This is a genomic window from Microbacterium natoriense (assembly GCF_030816295.1).
Taxonomy (GTDB): Bacteria; Actinomycetota; Actinomycetes; order Actinomycetales; family Microbacteriaceae; genus Microbacterium; species Microbacterium natoriense_A.
Genome location: NZ_JAUSXV010000001.1, coordinates 587,143 through 606,859, shown reverse-complemented (window position 1 = coordinate 606,859; position 19,717 = coordinate 587,143). Strand labels below are relative to the sequence as shown.

The 19,717-nt window shown below is 68.3% G+C and carries 21 protein-coding genes and 1 tRNA gene; 7 read left to right on the top strand and 15 right to left on the bottom strand.

What is annotated here, in order from left to right:
• Positions 1 to 7: 7 nt before the first annotated feature.
• The 6 genes from QFZ53_RS02865 to QFZ53_RS02840 form a co-directional block, all read right to left on the bottom strand.
• Positions 8 to 619: a copper resistance CopC family protein gene (locus QFZ53_RS02865; protein WP_292906653.1), complete on the bottom strand. Its 612-nt coding sequence runs from the start codon at positions 617 to 619 to the stop codon at positions 8 to 10.
• A gap of 124 nt (positions 620 to 743) precedes the next feature.
• Positions 744 to 1,349, bottom strand: coding sequence for a hypothetical protein (locus tag QFZ53_RS02860; protein ID WP_307293298.1), 606 nt, complete (start codon positions 1,347 to 1,349; stop codon positions 744 to 746).
• Positions 1,350 to 1,387: 38 nt separating this feature from the next.
• Positions 1,388 to 1,723 carry a DUF202 domain-containing protein gene (locus QFZ53_RS02855; RefSeq protein WP_307293296.1) on the bottom strand — a complete coding sequence of 112 codons (336 nt, stop codon included), beginning with the start codon at positions 1,721 to 1,723 and terminating at the stop codon, positions 1,388 to 1,390.
• On the bottom strand, positions 1,720 to 2,079 hold the full coding sequence (locus QFZ53_RS02850; RefSeq protein ID WP_307293294.1) for a YidH family protein: 360 nt from the start codon (positions 2,077 to 2,079) through the stop codon (positions 1,720 to 1,722). The genes QFZ53_RS02855 and QFZ53_RS02850 overlap by 4 nt, the downstream gene beginning before the upstream one ends.
• Positions 2,076 to 3,044 (bottom strand): formylglycine-generating enzyme family protein, encoded by a 969-nt coding sequence (locus QFZ53_RS02845; RefSeq protein ID WP_444916231.1) that lies wholly within the window; start codon positions 3,042 to 3,044, stop codon positions 2,076 to 2,078. The genes QFZ53_RS02850 and QFZ53_RS02845 overlap by 4 nt, the downstream gene beginning before the upstream one ends.
• A gap of 48 nt (positions 3,045 to 3,092) precedes the next feature.
• The gene (locus QFZ53_RS02840; protein ID WP_307293293.1) at positions 3,093 to 4,832 is read right to left on the bottom strand and encodes a sulfatase; all 1,740 of its coding nucleotides are present in this window, start codon (positions 4,830 to 4,832) and stop codon (positions 3,093 to 3,095) included.
• Positions 4,833 to 5,000: 168 nt separating this feature from the next.
• Between QFZ53_RS02840 and QFZ53_RS02835 the strand changes: the two genes are divergently transcribed.
• The 3 genes from QFZ53_RS02835 (at position 5,001) to QFZ53_RS02825 (ending at position 8,541) form a co-directional block, all read left to right on the top strand.
• A complete protein-coding gene (locus QFZ53_RS02835; protein ID WP_292906644.1) occupies positions 5,001 to 5,594 on the top strand; it encodes a PadR family transcriptional regulator in 594 nt (197 codons plus the stop codon).
• Positions 5,595 to 5,789: 195 nt separating this feature from the next.
• The gene (locus tag QFZ53_RS02830; RefSeq protein WP_307293290.1) at positions 5,790 to 7,121 is read left to right on the top strand and encodes an MFS transporter; all 1,332 of its coding nucleotides are present in this window, start codon (positions 5,790 to 5,792) and stop codon (positions 7,119 to 7,121) included.
• A gap of 271 nt (positions 7,122 to 7,392) precedes the next feature.
• A complete protein-coding gene (locus QFZ53_RS02825; RefSeq protein ID WP_307293289.1) occupies positions 7,393 to 8,541 on the top strand; it encodes a peptidoglycan DD-metalloendopeptidase family protein in 1,149 nt (382 codons plus the stop codon).
• Between the two features lie 30 nt (positions 8,542 to 8,571).
• On the opposite strand, the gene QFZ53_RS02820 is transcribed toward QFZ53_RS02825, so the two are convergent.
• From QFZ53_RS02820 to QFZ53_RS02785, 9 genes are all read right to left on the bottom strand, one after another.
• Positions 8,572 to 8,739, bottom strand: coding sequence for a hypothetical protein (locus QFZ53_RS02820; protein ID WP_307293285.1), 168 nt, complete (start codon positions 8,737 to 8,739; stop codon positions 8,572 to 8,574).
• 136 nt (positions 8,740 to 8,875) lie between these two features.
• Complete coding sequence (locus QFZ53_RS02815; RefSeq protein WP_307293284.1) at positions 8,876 to 9,892, bottom strand: LacI family DNA-binding transcriptional regulator; 1,017 nt, start codon at positions 9,890 to 9,892, stop codon at positions 8,876 to 8,878.
• Complete coding sequence (locus QFZ53_RS02810; RefSeq protein ID WP_307293280.1) at positions 9,889 to 10,797, bottom strand: carbohydrate ABC transporter permease; 909 nt, start codon at positions 10,795 to 10,797, stop codon at positions 9,889 to 9,891. Before QFZ53_RS02810 ends, QFZ53_RS02815 begins: the two co-directional genes overlap by 4 nt.
• Positions 10,794 to 11,675: a carbohydrate ABC transporter permease gene (locus QFZ53_RS02805; RefSeq protein ID WP_307299342.1), complete on the bottom strand. Its 882-nt coding sequence runs from the start codon at positions 11,673 to 11,675 to the stop codon at positions 10,794 to 10,796. The genes QFZ53_RS02810 and QFZ53_RS02805 overlap by 4 nt, the downstream gene beginning before the upstream one ends.
• 70 nt (positions 11,676 to 11,745) lie before the next feature.
• Entirely contained in the window at positions 11,746 to 13,083 is a 1,338-nt protein-coding gene (locus QFZ53_RS02800) for an ABC transporter substrate-binding protein (protein ID WP_307293277.1), read from the bottom strand.
• A gap of 44 nt (positions 13,084 to 13,127) precedes the next feature.
• Complete coding sequence (locus tag QFZ53_RS19825) at positions 13,128 to 13,331, bottom strand: hypothetical protein (RefSeq protein ID WP_373426227.1); 204 nt, start codon at positions 13,329 to 13,331, stop codon at positions 13,128 to 13,130.
• On the bottom strand, positions 13,328 to 14,602 hold the full coding sequence (locus QFZ53_RS02795) for a glycoside hydrolase (RefSeq protein ID WP_373426226.1): 1,275 nt from the start codon (positions 14,600 to 14,602) through the stop codon (positions 13,328 to 13,330). Before QFZ53_RS02795 ends, QFZ53_RS19825 begins: the two co-directional genes overlap by 4 nt.
• 121 nt (positions 14,603 to 14,723) lie before the next feature.
• A complete protein-coding gene (locus QFZ53_RS02790) occupies positions 14,724 to 15,332 on the bottom strand; it encodes a GNAT family N-acetyltransferase (RefSeq protein ID WP_307293274.1) in 609 nt (202 codons plus the stop codon).
• Positions 15,333 to 15,423: 91 nt separating this feature from the next.
• A tRNA-Leu gene (locus tag QFZ53_RS02785) sits at positions 15,424 to 15,506 on the bottom strand.
• Positions 15,507 to 15,742: 236 nt separating this feature from the next.
• Between QFZ53_RS02785 and QFZ53_RS02780 the strand changes: the two genes are divergently transcribed.
• From QFZ53_RS02780 to QFZ53_RS02765, 4 genes are read left to right on the top strand one after another with little or no spacing between them, the layout of a single operon-like run.
• Positions 15,743 to 16,468: an FhaA domain-containing protein gene (locus QFZ53_RS02780; RefSeq protein ID WP_307293270.1), complete on the top strand. Its 726-nt coding sequence runs from the start codon at positions 15,743 to 15,745 to the stop codon at positions 16,466 to 16,468.
• Positions 16,468 to 16,983 carry an FHA domain-containing protein FhaB/FipA gene (locus QFZ53_RS02775; RefSeq protein WP_307293267.1) on the top strand — a complete coding sequence of 172 codons (516 nt, stop codon included), beginning with the start codon at positions 16,468 to 16,470 and terminating at the stop codon, positions 16,981 to 16,983. The genes QFZ53_RS02780 and QFZ53_RS02775 overlap by 1 nt, the downstream gene beginning before the upstream one ends.
• A gap of 12 nt (positions 16,984 to 16,995) precedes the next feature.
• Positions 16,996 to 18,294, top strand: coding sequence for a PP2C family protein-serine/threonine phosphatase (locus QFZ53_RS02770; RefSeq protein ID WP_292906618.1), 1,299 nt, complete (start codon positions 16,996 to 16,998; stop codon positions 18,292 to 18,294).
• Positions 18,291 to 19,676, top strand: a complete 1,386-nt coding sequence (locus QFZ53_RS02765; RefSeq protein WP_307293262.1) for an FtsW/RodA/SpoVE family cell cycle protein — start codon at positions 18,291 to 18,293, stop codon at positions 19,674 to 19,676. Before QFZ53_RS02770 ends, QFZ53_RS02765 begins: the two co-directional genes overlap by 4 nt.
• Positions 19,677 to 19,717: the final 41 nt, after the last annotated feature.

The window sequence follows — 19,717 nt, the reverse complement described above, 5'->3', positions numbered from 1 at the left end:
TTGCCTTTCAGAGTTGAGAGTCCGCAGGGTCGCCCTCGTCGGGCGCCGCGGCCGTCGCCTTCCGGCGACGGAGGAATCGATAGAGGAGGTAGGCGATCGCGGCGACGGCCGCTCCGCCTGCAGCGACGAGCAGCGTCCGCACCGCACCGTCGGCTTCGTCAGCCGCTTGATCCGTCGTCGTCGACGGTGGGTTCGCACCGCCGGTTCCCGCTTGTTCGCCCTTCATCGGCGCTGCGTCGCCGATCGTGAACGGGATGACTCCCGAGATCGGATGCCCATCCTCGGAGATGACCTGCCAGCGCACCTGGTAGCCCGCCTCGGGCATGCCCGGCTTCACCGCCAGCGTGACGCTGTTGCCGTTCACGACGGCGTCGCCGTCAGCCCATTCCCGGCCCTCCTCGTCCACGACGAGCACCACGGCGCCCGTCATCGAATCGCCGAGCGTGAGCAGCTCGCCGCTGAAGGTGAGCGAGATGCCGTCGGGCGGGGCGGAGAGCCTTTCGTCGGTTTCGGGTGTGCTCGAGGTGAGCGAATCATGAGCGGATGCAGGCAGGGCGGTCGCGAGGATCACGACGACCGCCGCGAGCGCACCCGCCGCGAATCTGCGGACAGGGGACATGCAGGACGGACCTCTCGACGGGCGTCGTCGATCGACGCCTCGGACGGGAATCGCGACACCGGCTGCGCCGGATGGCACGCGACGGGAATCGCCGAAGGACTCGGAGGAGTCGCGACGACGCGGATCAGACGGCGGCGAGAACCGGCGGAGCGCGCCCGCGGAAAGGGGAGAGGAATGCGAGGTCGCGAAGGGCCTCGGGTTCGCGGGACGCAGTCGGGGAGCCGACAGGCGAGGGGGTCGGCGTGAAGAGGATCGCGTCGATGCGACGACGCAACCAGCGGACGCTCTGCTCCGCGAGATCGCGCAGAGCGAGCAGCATGCTCTCGCCACGATGCAGGGCGACGATCGTGATCAGCGCCGCGACGAGGTGCCCGAACCACATCATGCCGTCTGCCGCCGCGGTGGCGCTGAGCCCCTCCGTCGGAGGAAGCTGCAGCGGTGCGCCGTGCACGTGACCGCCGACGGTCCCTGAGGGCGTGATCGTGCCCAGGACGAACAGCGCGTGGAAGAGGAACTGGCTCACGGCGACCGAGACGCTCAGCCGCACGGCCGAGAGCCGGCGGCCGGCCAGCAGCACGCAGACCATGAAGGACAGCACCCACGGCACCAGGATGCCCAGAGGGCCGGGCATGGTGCCGCCGGCCGTGACGTGCCCGGCGAGAGCCACGAAGATCGCCAGCGCCGACGCCGCGAAGCCGCGCAGGACGGCGGGCTTCCGGGACTGACGCACGGGTTCATTATGCCAGGGCGGCATCGTCGGCCCGCGTCTCAGTCCAGTACGAGGAAGATCCCCGCAGCGACTCCGAGCAGCAAGGTCGACGCGGTCGCCAGAAGCAGCGGCAGTGCGCTGCGGTCGAGCACGCCGTCACGGATCAGGCTCGCCGTGGTGCGCCGGTAGCCCACGGCGGCGAGCGCGTACGCGGCGAGCGCGAGTGCGGTGCCTGCGAGCGCGATCATGACCGCGACGGCACCCGCGAGCTCGATCGTGAAGCGCAGGGCGATCAGGTTGGCGGTGGCGAAGGCGAGGCAGGTCCGTCGCCACGCGAGCAGGGTCCGCTCGGGCTGCAGGCCGCTGTCGAAGATCGAACGGGGACCCTCGCTCACACGAACATGCCGATCGTCACGAGGCCTGCAGCGACGACGACGCCGATGACGATGACGCCCCCGACCCCGAGGCCAGGCAGGGGCGCCGAGCGGCGCAACGCCTTCTCTGCGGCGCTCCATCCGAACCACGCCTGCACTGCGGCGAGCGTGCCGAGAAGCAGGAACACCGCGGCGGCGGCGATACGCCACCCGACCGCCTCTGGCAGCGACAGGGCCTCGAGCGCGAAGGCCGCCGCGTACATCGCGAGCGCGGTGCGCAACCACGCGAGAAAGGTGCGTTCGTTCGCGAGGCTGAATCGCGGGTCTGGCTCGGCCCCCTCGCGATAGACGCGGTCTGGGAACCGTCTTCTCGTCATGATTCCACCTCTCTGCCCGCCGCGGAGACGGTGCGGAATCCGGCGTTGCCCATCGACGAGTCCGGTGTGTTCGACGACCGCGCGGAGTTCCGGTACCTGTTGCAGTACGAAGAATGGCACAGGTAGCTGCCGCCGCGGAGAACTCTCGACGACCCGGGCGATCCGTGTTCTGCGGGACGGCCCTCCGCTCGCCGCAGATGCGCGTCGGCGGCGAACGCGTCGGCGCACCACTCCCACACGTTGCCCACGGTCTGCCACAGGCCGTAGCCGTTCGGTGCGAACGAGCGCACGGGCGCGGTCGTCAACCATCCGTCCTCGGCCGTGTTCACGCGCGGGAACACGCCCTGCCAGATGTTGGCCCTCCACCCGCCCTCGTCGACGTCTTCGTCACCCCAGGGATACCTCGCGCCGACCAGGCCGCCTCTCGAGGCGTACTCCCACTCGACCTCGGAGGGAAGCCGGCGCCCGGCCCACCCGCAGTACGCCTGAGCATCGTTCCAGCTCACATGGACGACGGGATGCTCCTCGAGGCCGTCGAGGTCCGACTTGCGCCCCCGCGGGTGTGCCCAGTCGGCACCACGCACACCGAACCACCAGGGCGTGCCGCCTGCCGGCCCCATGACGTCTGCGGGGTCGGCCTCGACCACGAGGTGGAAGACTGCCGAGTACCCGAACAGCTCGGCTTCGGTGCGGTATCCGGTCTCGGCGACGAAACGCGCGAAGTCCGCGTTGGTGACGGTGGTCGCATCGATCTCGAACGCGGCGACGTCGACGGGGTGCACCGGCAGCTCGCCGTCTCCGGGGTTGTGGTCGCCGGAGGAGTCGCCCATCAGCAGGGTTCCCGCCGGCATCCGCACCTGCTCGACCAGATGGCCGCTCGAGCTCGACGACGGCGCCACGGGCGGGACCACGAGCGCCGGACGGGATCCGATCTCGATGTTCTGCGAGATCGGGCGTGGGGGCATTCCGCACCCGCATCCGCACCCCACGACGCCGTCGTTCACGGGTATGTCCTAGATCGCCGCGAGCTCGTCGGCGACCCGATGCAGCTGCGGCACCGGCATTCCGACCACCGCGGCGAGGCTGTACAGGCTCGTGCTCCCCAGCATCCCGAGGATCTCGCTCTGCGCGAGCATCGGCGCGTAGCGCGTGACGATCTCGCGCGACACCGGGTGCGCGAGCAGCTCGGGCACCGGGGTGGCGAGGCCGAACGTCCCGTGGGCGAACTCGTCGAGCGCCGGCATGGGGATCGCCGCCGCCGTCGCGCGGTCGCGCTGGTCGTGCACGAGAAGGTGCTCGTCGCCCGGCTCGTCATCCACCGGGATGCCGAGGCGTTCGAACTGGCTCGCGGGCGCGTCGTTCTCGCGCAGCAGGCGGGCGAGGAGCCTCAGCATCCGCAGCTCGACGGCGGCGTCGTCGAGCGGATGCTCCTGGGCGGGGTCTTCGTGGAGGTCGAAGAGCAGCGTCCCGTAGTTGAAGGGATTGATCTGCGCGCGACCGGTGAGCCGCAGCGGGCGGATGCCCTTCGTGAACGAGAACGGCTCGGAGAGCTCGGCGCCGGCGAACTCCGCCGGATCGAAGCGTCCGCGCATGTGCGTGGGCATGAGCGTGTACTCCTCGAGCGGAGAGTTCTCGGCCGTGGCGCATGCGCGCATGTAGACGTAACGGCCGTCGGTGACGTTGACGTGGCCGCCGTGGATGCCGAACAGCGCACCGTCGCGGGAGACGCTCTGAAACGGAGCTCCGAGCATGTCCTCGGTCGGGTCGACACCGAAGAAGTCGAGGAGCGTCGGAGCGATGTCGATGGTCTGCACGAGATCTGCGCTGCGCTCGCCCGAACGACGGGTGCGGGGGTCCCAGACGAAGGCGGGCAGGTGCACGAGCTCGTTGAACCACGGCTGAACGCTCTTCGCCCACCATCCGTGCTCGCCCAGGAGGAAGCCGTGGTCGGTGTTGACGATGAGGAGCGTGTCGTCCCACATATCGTGTTCGTCCATCACGTCGAGCACCCGCCCCAGGGAGCGGTCGCACATGCTCACGAGCGCCTTGTATTCGAAGCGCGCGTGCTCCACCTGATCCTCGGGTTCGGTGACCTTGGAGTACGACGGCCAGTCGAACTCGGGCCCGTCGTAGTCGTGCGGGTAGAGCTTCTTGTACTCGTCGTACGTGAAGAACGGCTCGTGAGGGTCGAAGCACTCGATCTGCACGAACCAGCGATCGGCGTCGGCGTTCGTCTGCAGGAACTCCACTCCGGCGTCGAAGGTGAGAGTCTGCGGATGATCCGCCTCGCGCCGGAGGTAGCCGCGGTTGATCGCGTCCTGCCGATGCAGGCGACCCTTGAACCCTGTCGTCCCGTGCGGCTCGGCTGCGACGTCGGCCTTCCACGGGTCGCCTTCCTGACCTCGGAAGAACTCCCACGTGGTGTAGCGCGGGTGGTACGTTGCTCCGCCGTCCTCCCAGTAGTGGGGATGGTCGCTGGCGAGGTGCGTGTGCACGCCGTTGCGTCCGAGGATCTCAGGCATCGAATCGTCGAAGGGCTCGAGCGGACCCCAGCTGCGATGCAGGAAGTTGTATCGACCCGTATGCAGTTCGCGCCGTGCGGGCATGCACGGCATCGAGCCCGCATAGAAGTTGTCGAAGGTGACCGTGCGCTCGGCCAGCCGACGGAAGTTCGGCGCCTCGATCTCCTCTGAGCCGTAGGGCGGCAGCATGTGCCGGTTGAGGCTGTCGAACATGACCATGATCGCCCGCATCGTCGCGTCTCCTTCTCGCCACCGCCTTCACAGACCATGACACTTGTAGAATAAGTTCCCCTCACGATCCCATGTGCCGCAGCGATCTGTCAACGTCGGCTCGTTGACAGCGGATAGCACTTGTGTCATTCTTCGAGAGTTCCCCTCGCCCCCGTCCGGACCGGATCCATGAAGCTTGAGCACCTCCTCCTCGGACTCATCGGCGAGATGCCGCGCACGGGCTACGAGATCAAGAAGTTCCTCGACTACCACGGCCGCTTCCTCCGCTCGAACACGACGATGAGCCAGGTCTATCGCTCGCTCTCATCGATGGCCGATCGCGGCTGGGTGGCCTACTCGGTCGACGAGCGCCCAGGCGCACAGGATGCCAAGATCTACCGCGTCACCGCGGACGGGATGACGGTCTTCCGCGACTGGCTCGAGGGCCCCTACACGCCTCCCAGCCGCTTCCAGGATCCGGAGTTCGCCGCGCGCCTGGGGTTTGCGGGGTACCTCACCCCCGAGAAGCTCATCGCCCTCGTCGAGATCGAACTCGAGGCGCGGCGCGAACAGGTCGCCAAGTACCGGTTCCGCGACCGCACGATCCAGGAGGGCACGGCGATCGAGTTCGACCGCGCCCTGGCCGCGTCCATGGGCGAACGGCTGCATCAGCACGGCACGCAGCAGATCGACCTGCACATCGCGCAGCTCGAGGAGCTGCGACGGGAGCTGCTCGACGGCACGCTCCCCGCTCCGGCCCCGACGGCATCCGCCGCGCTCTGAGCGGGATCCCCCGACGTCGCCGCGACGACTCGCCGTGGCGGGAATGATCGTCGGCGCGCCCTCGCTCCCGCACCCGCCCGTCGACGATTCAGTGTTGACAGCGAGCATTCCACTAGTGGACTATTACTGCATTCCACTTGTGCAATGACTTGACGCAGCTTGCCGTCGACCATTTCAATGACGAAAGGGATTCACATGAACACGGCCACAACGGCGCCGGCGGACCCGACCGCGGCCTCCCGATCAGTGAAGGTGAAGGGGCGCTGGCGCAACCTCTCCACACTCGTCGGGGTCACGGTCGTCGAGAGCGGCGAAGGCGGCCTCACCACCACGCTGTTCCCCGCCATCGCGAAGACCCTCGGGCTGGGCAACACCGAGCTCGGTCTGCTCTCGACACTGGGCCGCCTCATCGGCGTCCCCTTCGGTCCGTTCTGGGTCTGGTACGCCAACCGCACCACCCGGCGTCAGGCGATCTTCGTCAGCACGCTGCTGAGCGGTGCGCTGGCCGCGGCATCCGGCTTCGCCGACAACTTCCTCCTGCTGCTCCTCCTGCAGACCCTCCAGGCGGGCGCTGTCATCGGGCTCACACCGATCACGAACGCCGTCATCGCCGATTCCTTCGATGACAAGTCTCGAGGACGGGCAGTGGGGATGCTGTACGGGATCTCCGCCGTGCTCAGCTCGGTCATCGGCCCGCTCATCGGCCTGCTCTCGCTGTGGGAATCGGGCTGGCGCTGGGGATTCTGGGGCGTGGGCGCGCTGCTCGTGCTGACCGGGTTCCTCGTGCTGGTGTTCTTCAAGGAGACTGAGGTCGGCGCGTCCGACTACGGCGCCGAGGCCGCGAAGATCGAGTACGCCCGCCCGCGGCTGAAGGACTCGATCGCCTTGATGAAGATCCCGACCTTCAGCGTGATGATGGGGTCACGGCTGCTCTCCGGCCATCTGCTCATCGCCGTGTTCGGCGTGCAGTTCCTCGTCACCGAGCGCGGCTTCGACGTCGCCACGGCCGCGATCGTCGCGCTGCCGTTCGGCATCGGCTACTTCCTCGGAACCGTGGGCGGCGGCTTCGTCGTGTCGGCGCTGGATCGCCGCGGCGGGCCGAACGCCCGAGTCGTCTTCCTCCAGACCGCACAGGTGCTGTTCGCCGTCGTCGCCTTCTTCGCCACGCAGTTCGACGTCGGCTCCATCGCGTTCTACGCGGCTTTCTGGGGACTGATGGGCCTCACGCAGGGCCTCAACCCCGGCGTGAACCGGCCCATCCTCATGTCGGTGATGTCGCCGGAGCTCCGGGCACAGGGCTTCGTGATCTACCTGACGATCTTCGAGGTGATCGGATGGGCGGCGTTCACGTTCGTCGCCGGCGTGCTCGCCGATGCGTTCGGGCTGCAGGCCGTGTTCCTCTGGGTGCTCGTGCTCCTGATGCTCGTGAACGCGGCGTTCCTCAGCCTTCTGTACCGTTGCTACCCGCGTGATCGTCAGCGCGTGGACGACCTGATCGAGAGTCGTCTGGCCGCCGAGGCGAAGTGATCGACGACCGATGAACGAGTGAGGGCCGGGTCCGTGAGGATCCGGCCTTCACCTGTCTTCGCTGGGTGCGCGACGCCTCCGTCTGTGACTGAGCCGTGAGAATGCCGCTCGATTTGGGCCCCGCGGCGAATCGTCCTAAAGTTACAGATCGATAACGGATGATACCGCCTGCCCGAGGAGCTTCATCATCATTTCGCGTTCCCCCGAAACCGCGCCGTCTTCTGCGCCTCTCGACGAGGCGCCCGCCGCGGACCCGATCACCCCTGCCCCGATGCTCCGCCGCGACCGTCGCCGTGCGCAGGCGGCCGTCGCCGCAGCCGTGGTGCAGACCGTCGAGGCGGCAGCGACCAGCCCGATGGCAGAAGCCGCCGCCGACGCCGAGCAGCCCTCTGCCGAACCGGCCACCGCCCCCGCCGCCGCATCCGAAGAGCCGCTTGCCGCGCCGGAGCCCGTTGCATCCGATGCTCCGCTCGCGCCCGACTCTCCCGTCGCAGACGCGGAGCCCGCGGCGTCCGAGGTTCCTTCCGTCGAGACCGTCGCCGCCGAGACCGTGGCCGCCGAGACCCTGGCCGACGAGACCGAGTCCGTCGACGAGGAGCCGGTCACGGCATCCGCTTCCTCCGCCCGCAACGGCCGCGCCCGCACGACGGCCGGTCCCCGTCGTCGGCCGGCGAGCACGGCTGCGACGTCAGCGCGACCGGCACGGCCCGTGCGCTCGGCTCCCGCCTCGAGCCGTCGGCGGATCTGGCAGATGACGGGAGCAGCGCTGGCCGTCGCGACCCTGGTGGGCGGAACGGCCCTCCCCGCGCTCGGCATGGTGCGCGGAGAGACTGCGGCGGTGACGGCGTCGGCCTCCGCAGATCTGCGCACGCAGTCCTTCACCGCGAGCGCCGACGTGCTCCCCGACGTGGTGGTGAGCGGCGAGTTCTCGGCGACCACACCTGACGAGCTGAGGGATCTGCAGGCCGTCGCCGCGGCCACCGCGCGCAGCGGCGTCCCGCCCATCGCCAAGCCGGGTCAGATCATCATCCCGATGGCGGCAGGCACGTACACGATGACCGACGGATTCGGGGCGAGCCGTCCCGGCCGAAGCCACATGGGGCAGGATTACGCGGCTCCCATCGGCACGCCCATCTACGCGTCGGCCGACGGCGTCGTGACGATGTCTCAGGACAGCTACGGCGGCTACGGCGTGACCGTGCAGGTGCAGCACGACGAAGACGGCAGCGTGACGACCCTCTACGGGCACATGAACTACGGCACCCGCGCCGTGCAGCCCGGCGATCACGTCGTCGCGGGGCAGTTCCTGGGCCGAGTCGGCAACACCGGCTACACGATCGGCTCCTGCCTGCACTTCGAGGTGCGCATCAACGGCGCCCAGATCAACCCGGTTCCCTGGCTCGAGGCGCACGTCCGGTAATCCGGTACCACTGCGCTTCGGCGCGGGCGGTCAGCCGCCGGAGGGGTTCTCGACCGGCGCGCCGTCGTCGTCCGTCGTCTCGTCGTCGAGGATGTCGTCGGTCGACGTGTCGTCGGGCTCTTCCGGGGCGCCACCGGACGCGGTGTCGGCCTCTTCATTCGGGCCGGGGGTTCCGTGGGTGTTGTGCGGATCGCTCATCGCCATCTCCTCTGTTCGTTCCCGCGAACGTATCGGTGAGCGGGGCGGAGACGAGCGGGGGTTGACGGGTCTGCGGCTGTAGAGGACACTGGCGCATTGCGCGCTTGGGGCGCGGCACGCGCATCGGGCACTGCGGCTAGACGGACTCTCGCCGAATCGACGGGCACGCGATGAGGAGCGGCCCGCTCGTCGGAGCCGACTCCATTCCCAGCAGCACGCGCACCCCGGTGGCGCCGAGTTCGTAGTGCGGCAGGGCGACGGTCGACAGCGGCGGGCGCAAGTGCGCGGCGATGACCTCCTGATTGTCGAAGCCGATCACGGCGATGTCGTCGGGAATGCGCAGGCCCTGATCACGAAGCCCGTCGTAGAGACCCATCGCGACGCGGTCGTTGTGGCAGAACACTGCCGTCGCACCGGAGGCGAGAATCGCCGCCGTCGCGTCGTATCCGCCTTCCTGCTCCGGTGAGGCCGGCACCACGAGGGCCTCGTCGAACGCGATTCCGGCCTCTTCGAGCGCCGACCGGTAGCCGGCCAGTCGTCCGGACTGCGCCGGCGAGGGCGTGGTGGTGTTGATGAAGGCGATGCGGCGATGTCCCGCCGCGAGCAGCTCCTGGGTCGCGGTGCGCCCTCCCTGCACCTCGTCGGGAACGACGGAGGGAAGGCCGCTCTCCGAGGCGAAGCAGTCGACCAGAACCGTGTCGGTCTGATGCAGCGCCTCCGGCACGGCGATCTCGCGGTGGTACCAGGTCGAGTAGAGGATGCCGTGCACCTGGTGCTCCAACATCATCGCGATCGCGTCGCCCTCCACTGCTTCGTTGCCATCCGTGTTGGCGACGAGCAGCACGTACCCGTGCTTCCACGCCTCATCCTGAGCGCCGTGGATGATCTGACCGGCGAAGGGCGTGGTGGCGACCTGATCGGTGACCAGCCCGATGAAGCGCGACGTGCCCTGCGACAGGGTCTTGGCGAGCGCATTCGGCCGGTAGCCGAGCGCGGCGACCGCCTCCTGCACCCGCAGCCTCGTGTCCTCGCCGATGCGCGCACCGGCCTTGTCGTTGACGACGTGCGACACGGTCGCCACCGACACGCCCGCCGCCTTCGCGACGTCGCGCATGGTCACGCTGCCCCCGTGCGCTCCCGAAGAGGTGCTCATCCCTTGGTCGCTCCGCTCTCCAGGCCGTAGATCATCGCCTTGTTCAAGACCAGGAACACCAACAGCAGCGGCGTCACCGTGACGCACACGGCGGCGAAGGTCGCCGTCCAATCGGTGTTCCCCATCGCCCCAATGTAGTTCTGCAGACCGAGCGGGATGGTCTTCAGCCCGTCGGAGAGCACGAAGGTGTTCGCGAAGATGAAGTCGTTCCAGATGAAGATGCTGTTCACCAGCACCACCGTGATGATCGTGTTGACCGACAGCGGCGACGTGATCCTGAGGAAGATCCGGTACGGTCCCGCGCCGTCGAGCGAGGCCGCCTCGTAGGTCTCCCGTGGGATGTACTCGTAGAACGACGAGAACAGGTAGACCGACATCGGCAGGGCGAACGCCGCGAGCGGGATGATCATCGACAGGTGCGTGTCGAGGAGCCCGACCTGCGAGTAGTCGATGAACAGCGGCACCAGGGCGATCTGCACCGGGACGATGATGCCCAGGAGGAACAGCGCGCGCACGAATCCGCTGAACCGGAACCCGAGCACCTGCAGGGCGAAAGCCGCCATCATGCCGGCCACCACGATCAGCGCGCTCGCCCCCAGAGTGACGATCAGGCTGTTCAGAATGTTCAGCCAGAGGTTGCCCGTCGTGAACGCTCGCCCGTAGTTCTCGAGCGTGAACGACGACGGCAGCGCGAACGGGTTGCCGGCGGCGAAGTCGTTCGCCGTGCGGAAGCTCGTCAGGAACAGCCACGCCAGCGGGTACACCTGCACGATGACGATCAGGGCGACGGTCACGGTCAGCAGGGTCCGCTGCACCTGCAGGCGAGTGCTGCCGGTGCGGCGGATCCGCTGGGGACGCGAGGCGGGCGGCGCGGGTGCGGCGGGCGGGGCTGCGAGCACGGTCATGAGTCGTCCCTTCGACGGAGCATGAGCAGGATGATTCCGACGGCGACGAGGCACTCGACCACGATGAACACCGAGATCGCGCTGGCGTAGCCGTAGTCGGTATGCACGAACGCCGTCTTGTACATGTACGTGGTGAGCAGTTCGGATGCCTGTCCTGGTCCGCCGCCGGTGAGCAGGTAGGGGATGTCGAAGCCGCGCAGGGCGAAGGTCGTCGCCATGATCGTGGTCGTGATCCACACCGGGCGGATGTGGGGGAAGCGGATGCGCCAGAACACCTGCCACCAGGAGGCGCCGTCCAGGCGTGCCGCCTCTTCCAGCTCCTGCGGCACCGAGATGAGCGCGGCGTAGATGATCAGCATGTACAGGCCGGTGAAGCGCCAGCCTTCGGGGATCGACACGGCTGCGAGCACGGTCTGCACGGTGGAGAGCCACGCCGTCTGCAGCCCCTCGAGCCCCACCCAGGCGAGAACCTGGTTGATGAGGCCGACCGGGTCGAGCGAGTAGATGCGCTGGAACAGGAAGGCGATCGCGACGGTGGAGATGATCGCGGGCAGCAGGTAGAGCGTCTTCACGACCTCTCGCGCCCGCGGGAGCGCGGTGAGGAGGCTGGCTACGACCAGCGCGCCGCCGAGCTGCAGCACGAGGCAGATCGCGAGATACCCGAGGGCGTTGCCGAACGCGATCCAGAAGACGTCGTCGCGCGTGAACATCTTGATGTAGTTGTCGATGCCGACGAAGAGCATGTCCGTGATGCCGTCCCAGCGGAAGAAGCTGAGCACCAGCGACTGCAGGATCGGCAGCAGAACCGCGACGCCGTACAGCAGCAGCGGCGGAACGAGGAACACCGCGACCGACAGAGCCGAGCGTCTCGGCAGCATCGAGGTGCTCATGCGGGAGGAGCGCCGAGGCGGGCGCGGACGTACCGCCCCCGCCTCGGCTGTCAGGGCTTCAGCCATCGCTGTTCTCCGCGAGAGCGGCATCCATGGTCTCGATGAACTCGTCTGGCGTGATCTCGCCCTGCACCAGAAGGGTGAGCTCCTGCTGCAGGCAGGTGTTGGTCGCCGGGTCGAGCTGGGTGTCCCACGGCATCGCGATGGCCAAGCCGACGTCGTTCGCCTGCTCGAGCGCCTTCGTGTAGAGCGGCGTGGCGCCTGCGGGAACTGTCGTCTCGACGTTCGACGTCGGCGAGAAGGCGCCGGTCTCCGCCACGAGTGCGGGGTACCGCTCGAGGGCGAAGGCGAGGAAGTCCCGAACGAGCGGGTCGTAGGTCTTCGCGTTCACTGCCATGCCGATGCCCGAGGGTGTCACGTACTCGTTGTCGGCAGTGGCCGCGCCGTCGATCGTGGGCAGCGTGAAGTAGTCGACCGCATCACGCACGGCGGGATCGAGCGCGTCGGTCGCGAGGTTGCCGAGTTCCCAGGTGCCGATGTTGTAGACGGCCGCCTTCCCCGACGTGAACTGCGCCTGTGCGTCGGCGTAGCCGGTCGCCGAGAAGCCCTCGGAGAAGCATCCGGCCTGTCCCAGTTCGTACAGCCACTCGGCGGCGGCACGGCCGGCAGGATCGGAGAACTTCGCCTTGCCGTTCTTGAGGTCCTGCACGTAGCCGGGGCCTTCGAGGCGGAAGGGGTAGTAGGCCATGTACCGCTCCAGCGGCCACTGGTCCTGGCCGTCGAGGGCGATGGGTGTGATGCCTGCAGCGCGGAGGTCGGTGCACATCTTCGGAAAGTCGTCGAGCGTCGCGGGGACCTGTACGCCGGCGTTCTCGAACAGCTCCGTGTTGTACCAGAAGAACTCGAGCTGGAACTCGAAAGGCACCATGTACAGCGAGCCGTCGTCGAAGCGCTGGTAGTTCAGAGCCGCCTCCCGGTAGTCGTCGGACAGGCCGAGGTCGTCGAGGAGCAGGTCGACGTCGACCATGCGACCCTGCCCGGCGAGCTTCTGGGCGAACGGGGTCGCGTCGGTGTCGAACAGCTCAGGGAGCTTGTTCGCCGCGGCCAGGGTCTCGTACTTCTGGATGTACGAGGGGCGGTCGGGTGTGGTGATCAGGTTGAGCTTGAAGCCGGGGTGGTCGGCGGCGTACTCGTCGGCGATCTGTTCCATAGCGGTGATCACTCCGCCGTCGGCAGGGCGCGACAGCAGCCACGAGATCTCACGAGGGACGATCTCACCCTCGGGGTCGACGTCGGTCGGGTCGGCGCCGGTCGCGGCGCCCGTGCAGCCGGACAGGACGATCGCGGTCGCGGCGGCTGCGGCGAAGAACGCCATCCTGCGCGCAGGTCGGGTCATGGTCAATCTCCTTCGATTCATGATGCGGGTAACTGGTGGTGCGGTCAGGACAGAACTGCGGATGCCGTGGCGGATTCGGCCGCGCAGATGCTGCGATCGGCGCGTTCGTGGAGCGTGAAGCTCTCGAGGGTGACAGAGCCGTCGCCGGCGAATGCACCGACCCGGCCGGTGCGATGGTCGTAGAGGCGGGTGCTGAGCACGACGGCGTCGTCGACCGTCGCCACGCAGAGGTCGCCATCGACGATCACCTCGAGCTCATGCCGACCGGCGCCGGCAAGTGGACGGGTCGTTCGAGTTCGATCACGTAGGGCACGTCGCCCGAGATCTGCCACTGCTCTGTTCCGGTCGAGCGTCGGGGCCAGCGGTCGAGGACGAGGCGGTCCCGCTGCGGTTCGAGCCGGAGGGAGTACCCGCGGTCGCCGTCGGCGCTCGCACGCAGCAGCACTCCGCATTCGCGGGTGCCCTCGTCGATGTCGAACACGGCGGTGAGCCGGAAGGAATCGGGGGCGTCGGCGTCGGTCAGCGCGCTCGTGTAGCCGTCGGGGGCGCTGAGCACAGTGTTCGCCGGGAGGGCGGCCGCGCCGGTGCCGAAGGTCTCACGCAGTTCGCCGGCCGGGTGGAACGCGAGGGTTCCGTCGGAGCGCTGCTCGGCTTCGAGCACAGAGAGCGTTCCCGCCCATTGCCAGGCGCCGTCATCGATCGAACCCTCGCGGGAGGCGATCCAGCCGAAGAACAGTCGGCGGTCTCCGCGCGCTGCGGACTTGGCGGCGTAGAACGCGCGGCCGTCGAGGGTGTCGTGCTCCGGCACGATCCAGGGCCCGTCGACGGAGCGTGACATCCGGTAGCGGGTCGTGAAGGAGTCGCTGAACTCGGAGGCGACGAGATACCACCAGTCGCCCCATTGGAAGACCTCGGGGCATTCGTGGGCGACGCCTCGGCGCGGGTCCCAGAACGGCGCCGCCGGCTCCCAGGTGACGAGGTCGTGCGAGATGCACTGCGCGACGACGCCGCGACGACGGGTGGGACCGTCGACATGGCGGGCGGTGATGAGCATCCGCCAGACCCCGCGTTCCTCGTCGCGGAAGACGAAGGGGTCGCGCCAGTCGGCCGTCTCGTAGCCGGCCGTCGCACCGAAGGTGTGCTCGGGGTGACGCTGCCAGGTGGCCATGCCGTCATGGCTGGTCGCGTGCATGACGAGCTGCAGCGGCAGTCCGTCAGCCCCGCGACGGTCGGGATTCTGACCCGTGTAGAAGGCGTGGTGCACGCCGTCGCCGCCCTGCACGATGCTGCCGGTGTAGATGTTGAAGTCGTCGGCGTCGTGGCTGGCGGACGCGATGGCCTCGCCCTGCTCGGCGAAGTCGACGAGATTCTCCGTCGTGATGCGGTGCCACGGCATCCCCTCTTTGGGGGTGCGTCGCGTCTCGTGCAGGTAGAAGAGGTGGAAGACGCCGTCTTCCTGCCAGGGGATGACATCCCCGACCCATCCGTCTTCCGGTTGGTAGAACCCTCGCTGGTCCATGCCCGTCCTATCGCCATTGGTTAATCGGTTACGCACGATGCTAGCGGGGGCTATAGAGATTGGTCAAGCGGTTAATCAGCGCGAGTCTTCGACGGGACGCACTCAAGCGGCCTTCGACTCGTCAGCCTCGCGCGGCCAACCCGGGCCGCCCGCGGTGCGCCGCCCATTCGTCGGCGAGGATCGACATCCACACCTCGTCGACGTACTCGCCGTCGAAGGCGAAGGCGTCGCGCTTGATCCCCTCGACGACGAAGCCGACGCTCTCGTAGACGTGCTGGGCCCGCGGGTTGACCGCGTACACGTCGAGGCCGATCCGGTGCAGGCCGATCTTCTCGAATCCGTAGCCGATGATCAGCCGGGCGGCCTCGGTGCCGAGGCCTCGGCCGCGGCCCTCCGGCCCGATGAGCGTGCGGAAATTCGCCGAGCTGCTGTTGGCGTCGTAGTCGTTGAGCACGACCTCTCCGACGAGTGCGCCGGTCGCACTGTCGATGATGGCCAGATCGAGGCGCTCGTCGACCCCGGCGCGGGTCGCATACCAGTCACGCGTGCGTTCGTCAGGGAGGGGACTCGCCTGCTCGATCTCGGCGCTCGAGGTGACCGAACCCGTGAGCCTGAGCACGTCGGGATCGGCGAGGATGATGCCCATCGCCTCGGCATCCGCCGCCGTGAACGGACGCAGCGTCACGCGATCGCCGGGCAGAGTCGGCTTCGGCAACCACGGGGAGGTCATGAGAGAGACGCTACCTGGGGAGCGTAGGGAAGCGCACAGCAGCCCTTCAACGAAGAAGACCCGGTCATCAGACCGGGTCTTCTTCTCGCTGTGCGCGAGGGGGGACTTGAACCCCCACGTCCATAAGGACACTGGCACCTGAAGCCAGCGCGTCTACCATTCCGCCACTCGCGCGAGCGTCTCGCTCCGAAGAACTCAACTTCCCAAAGATATCACGCGTTCCGGCCCGACGAAAACTCGGCCCGACGAACCCCGCGAGACCGGTGTTCCCGCGCCGGAGGTCGTCCCGAAACCCCGATCTCGCAACCCGGCACAACCCCCGACGCCGTCCAGGAATCCGCCGCGCAACGGCGTTCACTCAGGACACCTGGCTACGATGTACCCACCGGTCGGCATGCCAGAGGAGCCCAGTGGGACTACTTGACAGCTTTGAGAAGGGTCTCGAGCGCGCAGTGAACAGCGCGTTCGCGAAGACCTTCCGCAGCGGCATCCAGCCCGTCGAGATCGCCTCGGCGCTGCGGCGCGAGGCGGACACGAAGGCCGCTGTGGTCAGCCGCGACCGCATCATCACGCCCAACAGCTACGTCGTGCGGCTCAGCCCCGACGATGCGGAGCGGATGCTGGCACTGGGCGGGGCGCTGACCGATGAGCTCCACGCGCTCCTCACCACGCACGCGAAGTCCCAGGGCTACAGCTTCTCCGGCCCTCTTTCGATCTCGCTCGAAGCAGACGAGAGCATCACGACGGGCACCGTCCGCGTGACCTCGGGCACGGTCGAGGGCCGGGTCAGCTGGCAGGCCGTGGTCGACGTCGACGGACGCCGCCACGCGCTCACCCGCGCTCGGACCATCGTCGGACGCGGATCGGATGCCGACATCACGATCTCCGATGCCGGATCCAGCCGCAAGCACGTCGAGATCCTGTGGGACGGCGAGCGCGCGATGATGCGTGATCTGGGTTCGACCAACGGCACCAAGGTCAACGGTGAGAAGCTCCGCGAGGCGGCCCTGCCGACCGACACGACCATCACGATCGGTCGCACCGACCTCGTCTTCAAGATCGTCCCGATCACCGCTCCCGCACGGCCCGCGCGGCCGCGCGACGACGACGCGACCCGCGCCTTCGGAGTGATCTGATGGCCGAGCTTCCTCTTCTCCTGCTGCGGCTCGGATTCCTCCTGCTGCTGTGGTTCTTCGTGTTCGCCGTGGTCTACTCCCTGCGCGCCGACCTCTTCGGCGTGAAGGTGCGAAAGCTCCCGGCCGACCAGGCCGCCGCGGTCCCGGCACCCGCACCCGCCGCACCGGCGGCATCGAAGCCGGCATCCGCGAGGCCCTCGACCGGCCCCGCCACCGTCGCGACCGCCAAGCGACTCGTGATCACCTCCGGCCCCAAGGCCGGCCTCGAGCTGCCCGTCACGGGCGAGAGCCTGTCGATCGGACGCTCGAGCGAGTCGGCGCTGGTGATCCGCGACGACTACACCTCCAGCCATCACGCGCGGCTCGTGCTCCGTGGAGACACCTGGACGATCGAAGACCTCGACTCCACGAACGGCACCTACGTGAACGGCAAGCGCGTCACCGGCGCCGCCGTCTCGCTCTCCCTCGGCACGCCCATCAAGGTGGGCGCCACGACATTCGAGCTGAGAGCGTAAGGCTCCGTACGCATGGTCTTCGAGGGCTCGAGCGTCGCGATCTCCCACACCGGGAAGGTCCGCTCCAACAACCAGGACTCCGGATACTCCGGAGCGAACCTGTTCGTCGTCGCCGACGGCATGGGCGGCCACGCGGGCGGCGACGTAGCCTCGAGCATCGCGATCCACCGCATGGAGCCGCTCGACCAGGTCTACGCGTCGACCGATGACGCGCAGGCATCGCTGCAGGCCGCCGCGACCACGGCCGCGGGCGACCTGATCCGCGCGGCCAAGGAGCGCCCGGAGCTCGCCGGACTCGGCACCACTCTCAGCGCCATCATCATGGTCGACGACTACGCCGTCATCGGCCACATCGGCGACTCGCGCATCTACCTCTACCGCGACGACGCGCTCACCCAGATCACCGCCGACCACACCTTCGTGCAGCGGCTCGTCGACTCGGGCCGCATCACGCCGGAGGAGGCGCGCTATCACCCGCGCCGCTCGGTGCTGATGCGGGTGCTCAGCGACATGGACGCCGACCCCGAGCTCGACATGTTCGTCATGCACACCCAGCCGGGCGACCGCTGGCTGCTGTGCTCCGACGGGCTCTCCGGTGTGGTCGACGAGGCGCACATCCTCAAGGCGATGCGCATGGGCGCCGCTCCCGGTCGCACGGCCGACACCCTGCTCAAGCAGGCGCTCGACGGCGGAGCCCCCGACAACGTCACGATGGTGCTCGTCGACGTCGGCGGTCAGCACGCGATCTCCTCGGGCACCCCGACCATCGTCGGATCGGCCTCGAACCCGGCGAACATCACGATCCCCGCGGCCCGCTCGGCGCTCAGCAACTGGCTGCACCCCGTACGCCAGGCGGCGAACGAGCCCAGCCACTTCGAACCGGCACCCGAGTACCTCGAGGAGCTCATCGAAGAGGACCGCCGACGCGCCAAGAGGCGACGCCTGGGCTGGATCGCCGGGATGCTCGTGGTGCTGGTCATGCTCGGCATCGCGGCCTTCGCGGCCTACAGCTGGACCCAGACGCGCTACTTCATCGGCGCCGACGACGACAGCGTCGTGATCTTCCAGGGCGTGCAGCAGAACATCGGGCCGATCACGCTCTCGACGCCGCTGCGCGACACCGAAATCCTGCTCGCCGACCTGCCCGAGTACCAGCGCCTCTCGGTCGAACGCACGATCACGGCCCGCTCGCTGTCTGATGCCGAGGCGATCGTCGCCCGCCTGCAGGCCGGCGCTGACGCGATCACCTCGCAGCAGACGCAGACCCCGCTGCCGACACCCGTGCCGACGCCGACGGAGGGTGCAGGATGAGCACCGACGTCGCCGCCGACACCAACGTCATCAAGGCGCTCCGCAGCATCCGGATGCCGCAGACGCAGCGAAACCGCGAATTCGGTCTGCTGCTGTTCGCCACCGTGATCAGCGGTGCGTCTCTGACCCTGGTGCAGCTGGGCGCCCTCGGCGTGATCGACCCGATGATCCTCGCGATCGGCGGCGGCCTGGCCGCCCTCGCCTTCGCGCTGCACATCGTGCTGCGCGTGGTCGCCCGCGACGCCGACCCCTTCGTGCTGCCGATCGCGACGCTGCTCACGGGCCTCGGCATCGCGATGATCTACCGCATCGACATCGCGAAGGCCTACACCGGCTGGGATGCCTACTCGACGAAGCAGCTGGCGTGGACGGCGATCTCGCTCGCCGGGGCGATCGCAGTCGTCATCCTGCTGCGCAACTATCGCGTGCTGTTCCGATACACCTACATCTTCGGCCTCACCGGCATCGTTCTGCTGCTGCTCCCGTTCGTCCCCGGGCTCCGCGTCGACGAGGCGAACGCCGCCGTCTGGGTGTCGCTCGGCGGATTCATCTCGTTCCAGCCCGGTGAGATCGCGAAACTCTGCCTCGCCGTCTTCTTCGCCGGCTACCTCGTGCGCACCCGCGAGAGCCTCACCTCGGTGGGAACGCGGTTCCTCGGCATCACATGGCCGCGCATGCGCGAGCTCGGCCCGGTCCTCGTCGTCTGGGTCATCTCGCTCGGCATCATCGTGTTCCAGCGCGACCTCGGCACCGGAACCCTCATCTTCGGCATGTTCGTCGCGATGCTCTACGTCGCCACCGGCAAGACGAGCTGGGTGCTCATCGGCCTCGGACTCGTGCTCGCGGGCGCCGTGGTCGCCACGCAGGTCCTCAGCTACGTGCACGGACGGTTCATCAACTGGCTGTTCCTGTTCGACCCGAAGCAGGTCGACCCCGACCGCGCCGGGTACCAGCCCATGCAGGGCCTGTTCGGACTCGCTCACGGCGGGCTCGTGGGCACCGGCTGGGGCCAGGGCCGCCCCGAGGTCACCCCGCTCGCGCAGAGCGACTACATCATCACCAGCCTCGGCGAGGAGATCGGCCTGATCGGGCTGTTCGCGATCCTCTGCCTGTACATGGTGTTCGTGAGCCGCGGCATCCGCATCGGCCTCGCCGGGCAAGACGACTTCGGCAAGCTGCTCGCCACCGGGCTGTCGTTCACGATCGCGCTGCAGGTGTTCATCATGGTCGGCGGCGTCACGCGCGTCATCCCGCTCACGGGACTCACCACGCCGTTCCTCGCGGCCGGCGGCTCATCGCTGGTCGCGAACTGGCTCATCGTCGCCCTGCTGCTGCGGATCTCGGATGCCGTGCGCTCCCAGCCGAGGATGGTGATCGGATGACTGCCATCCATGGGTCCCTGAGCCTGTCGAAGGGCGCTCCT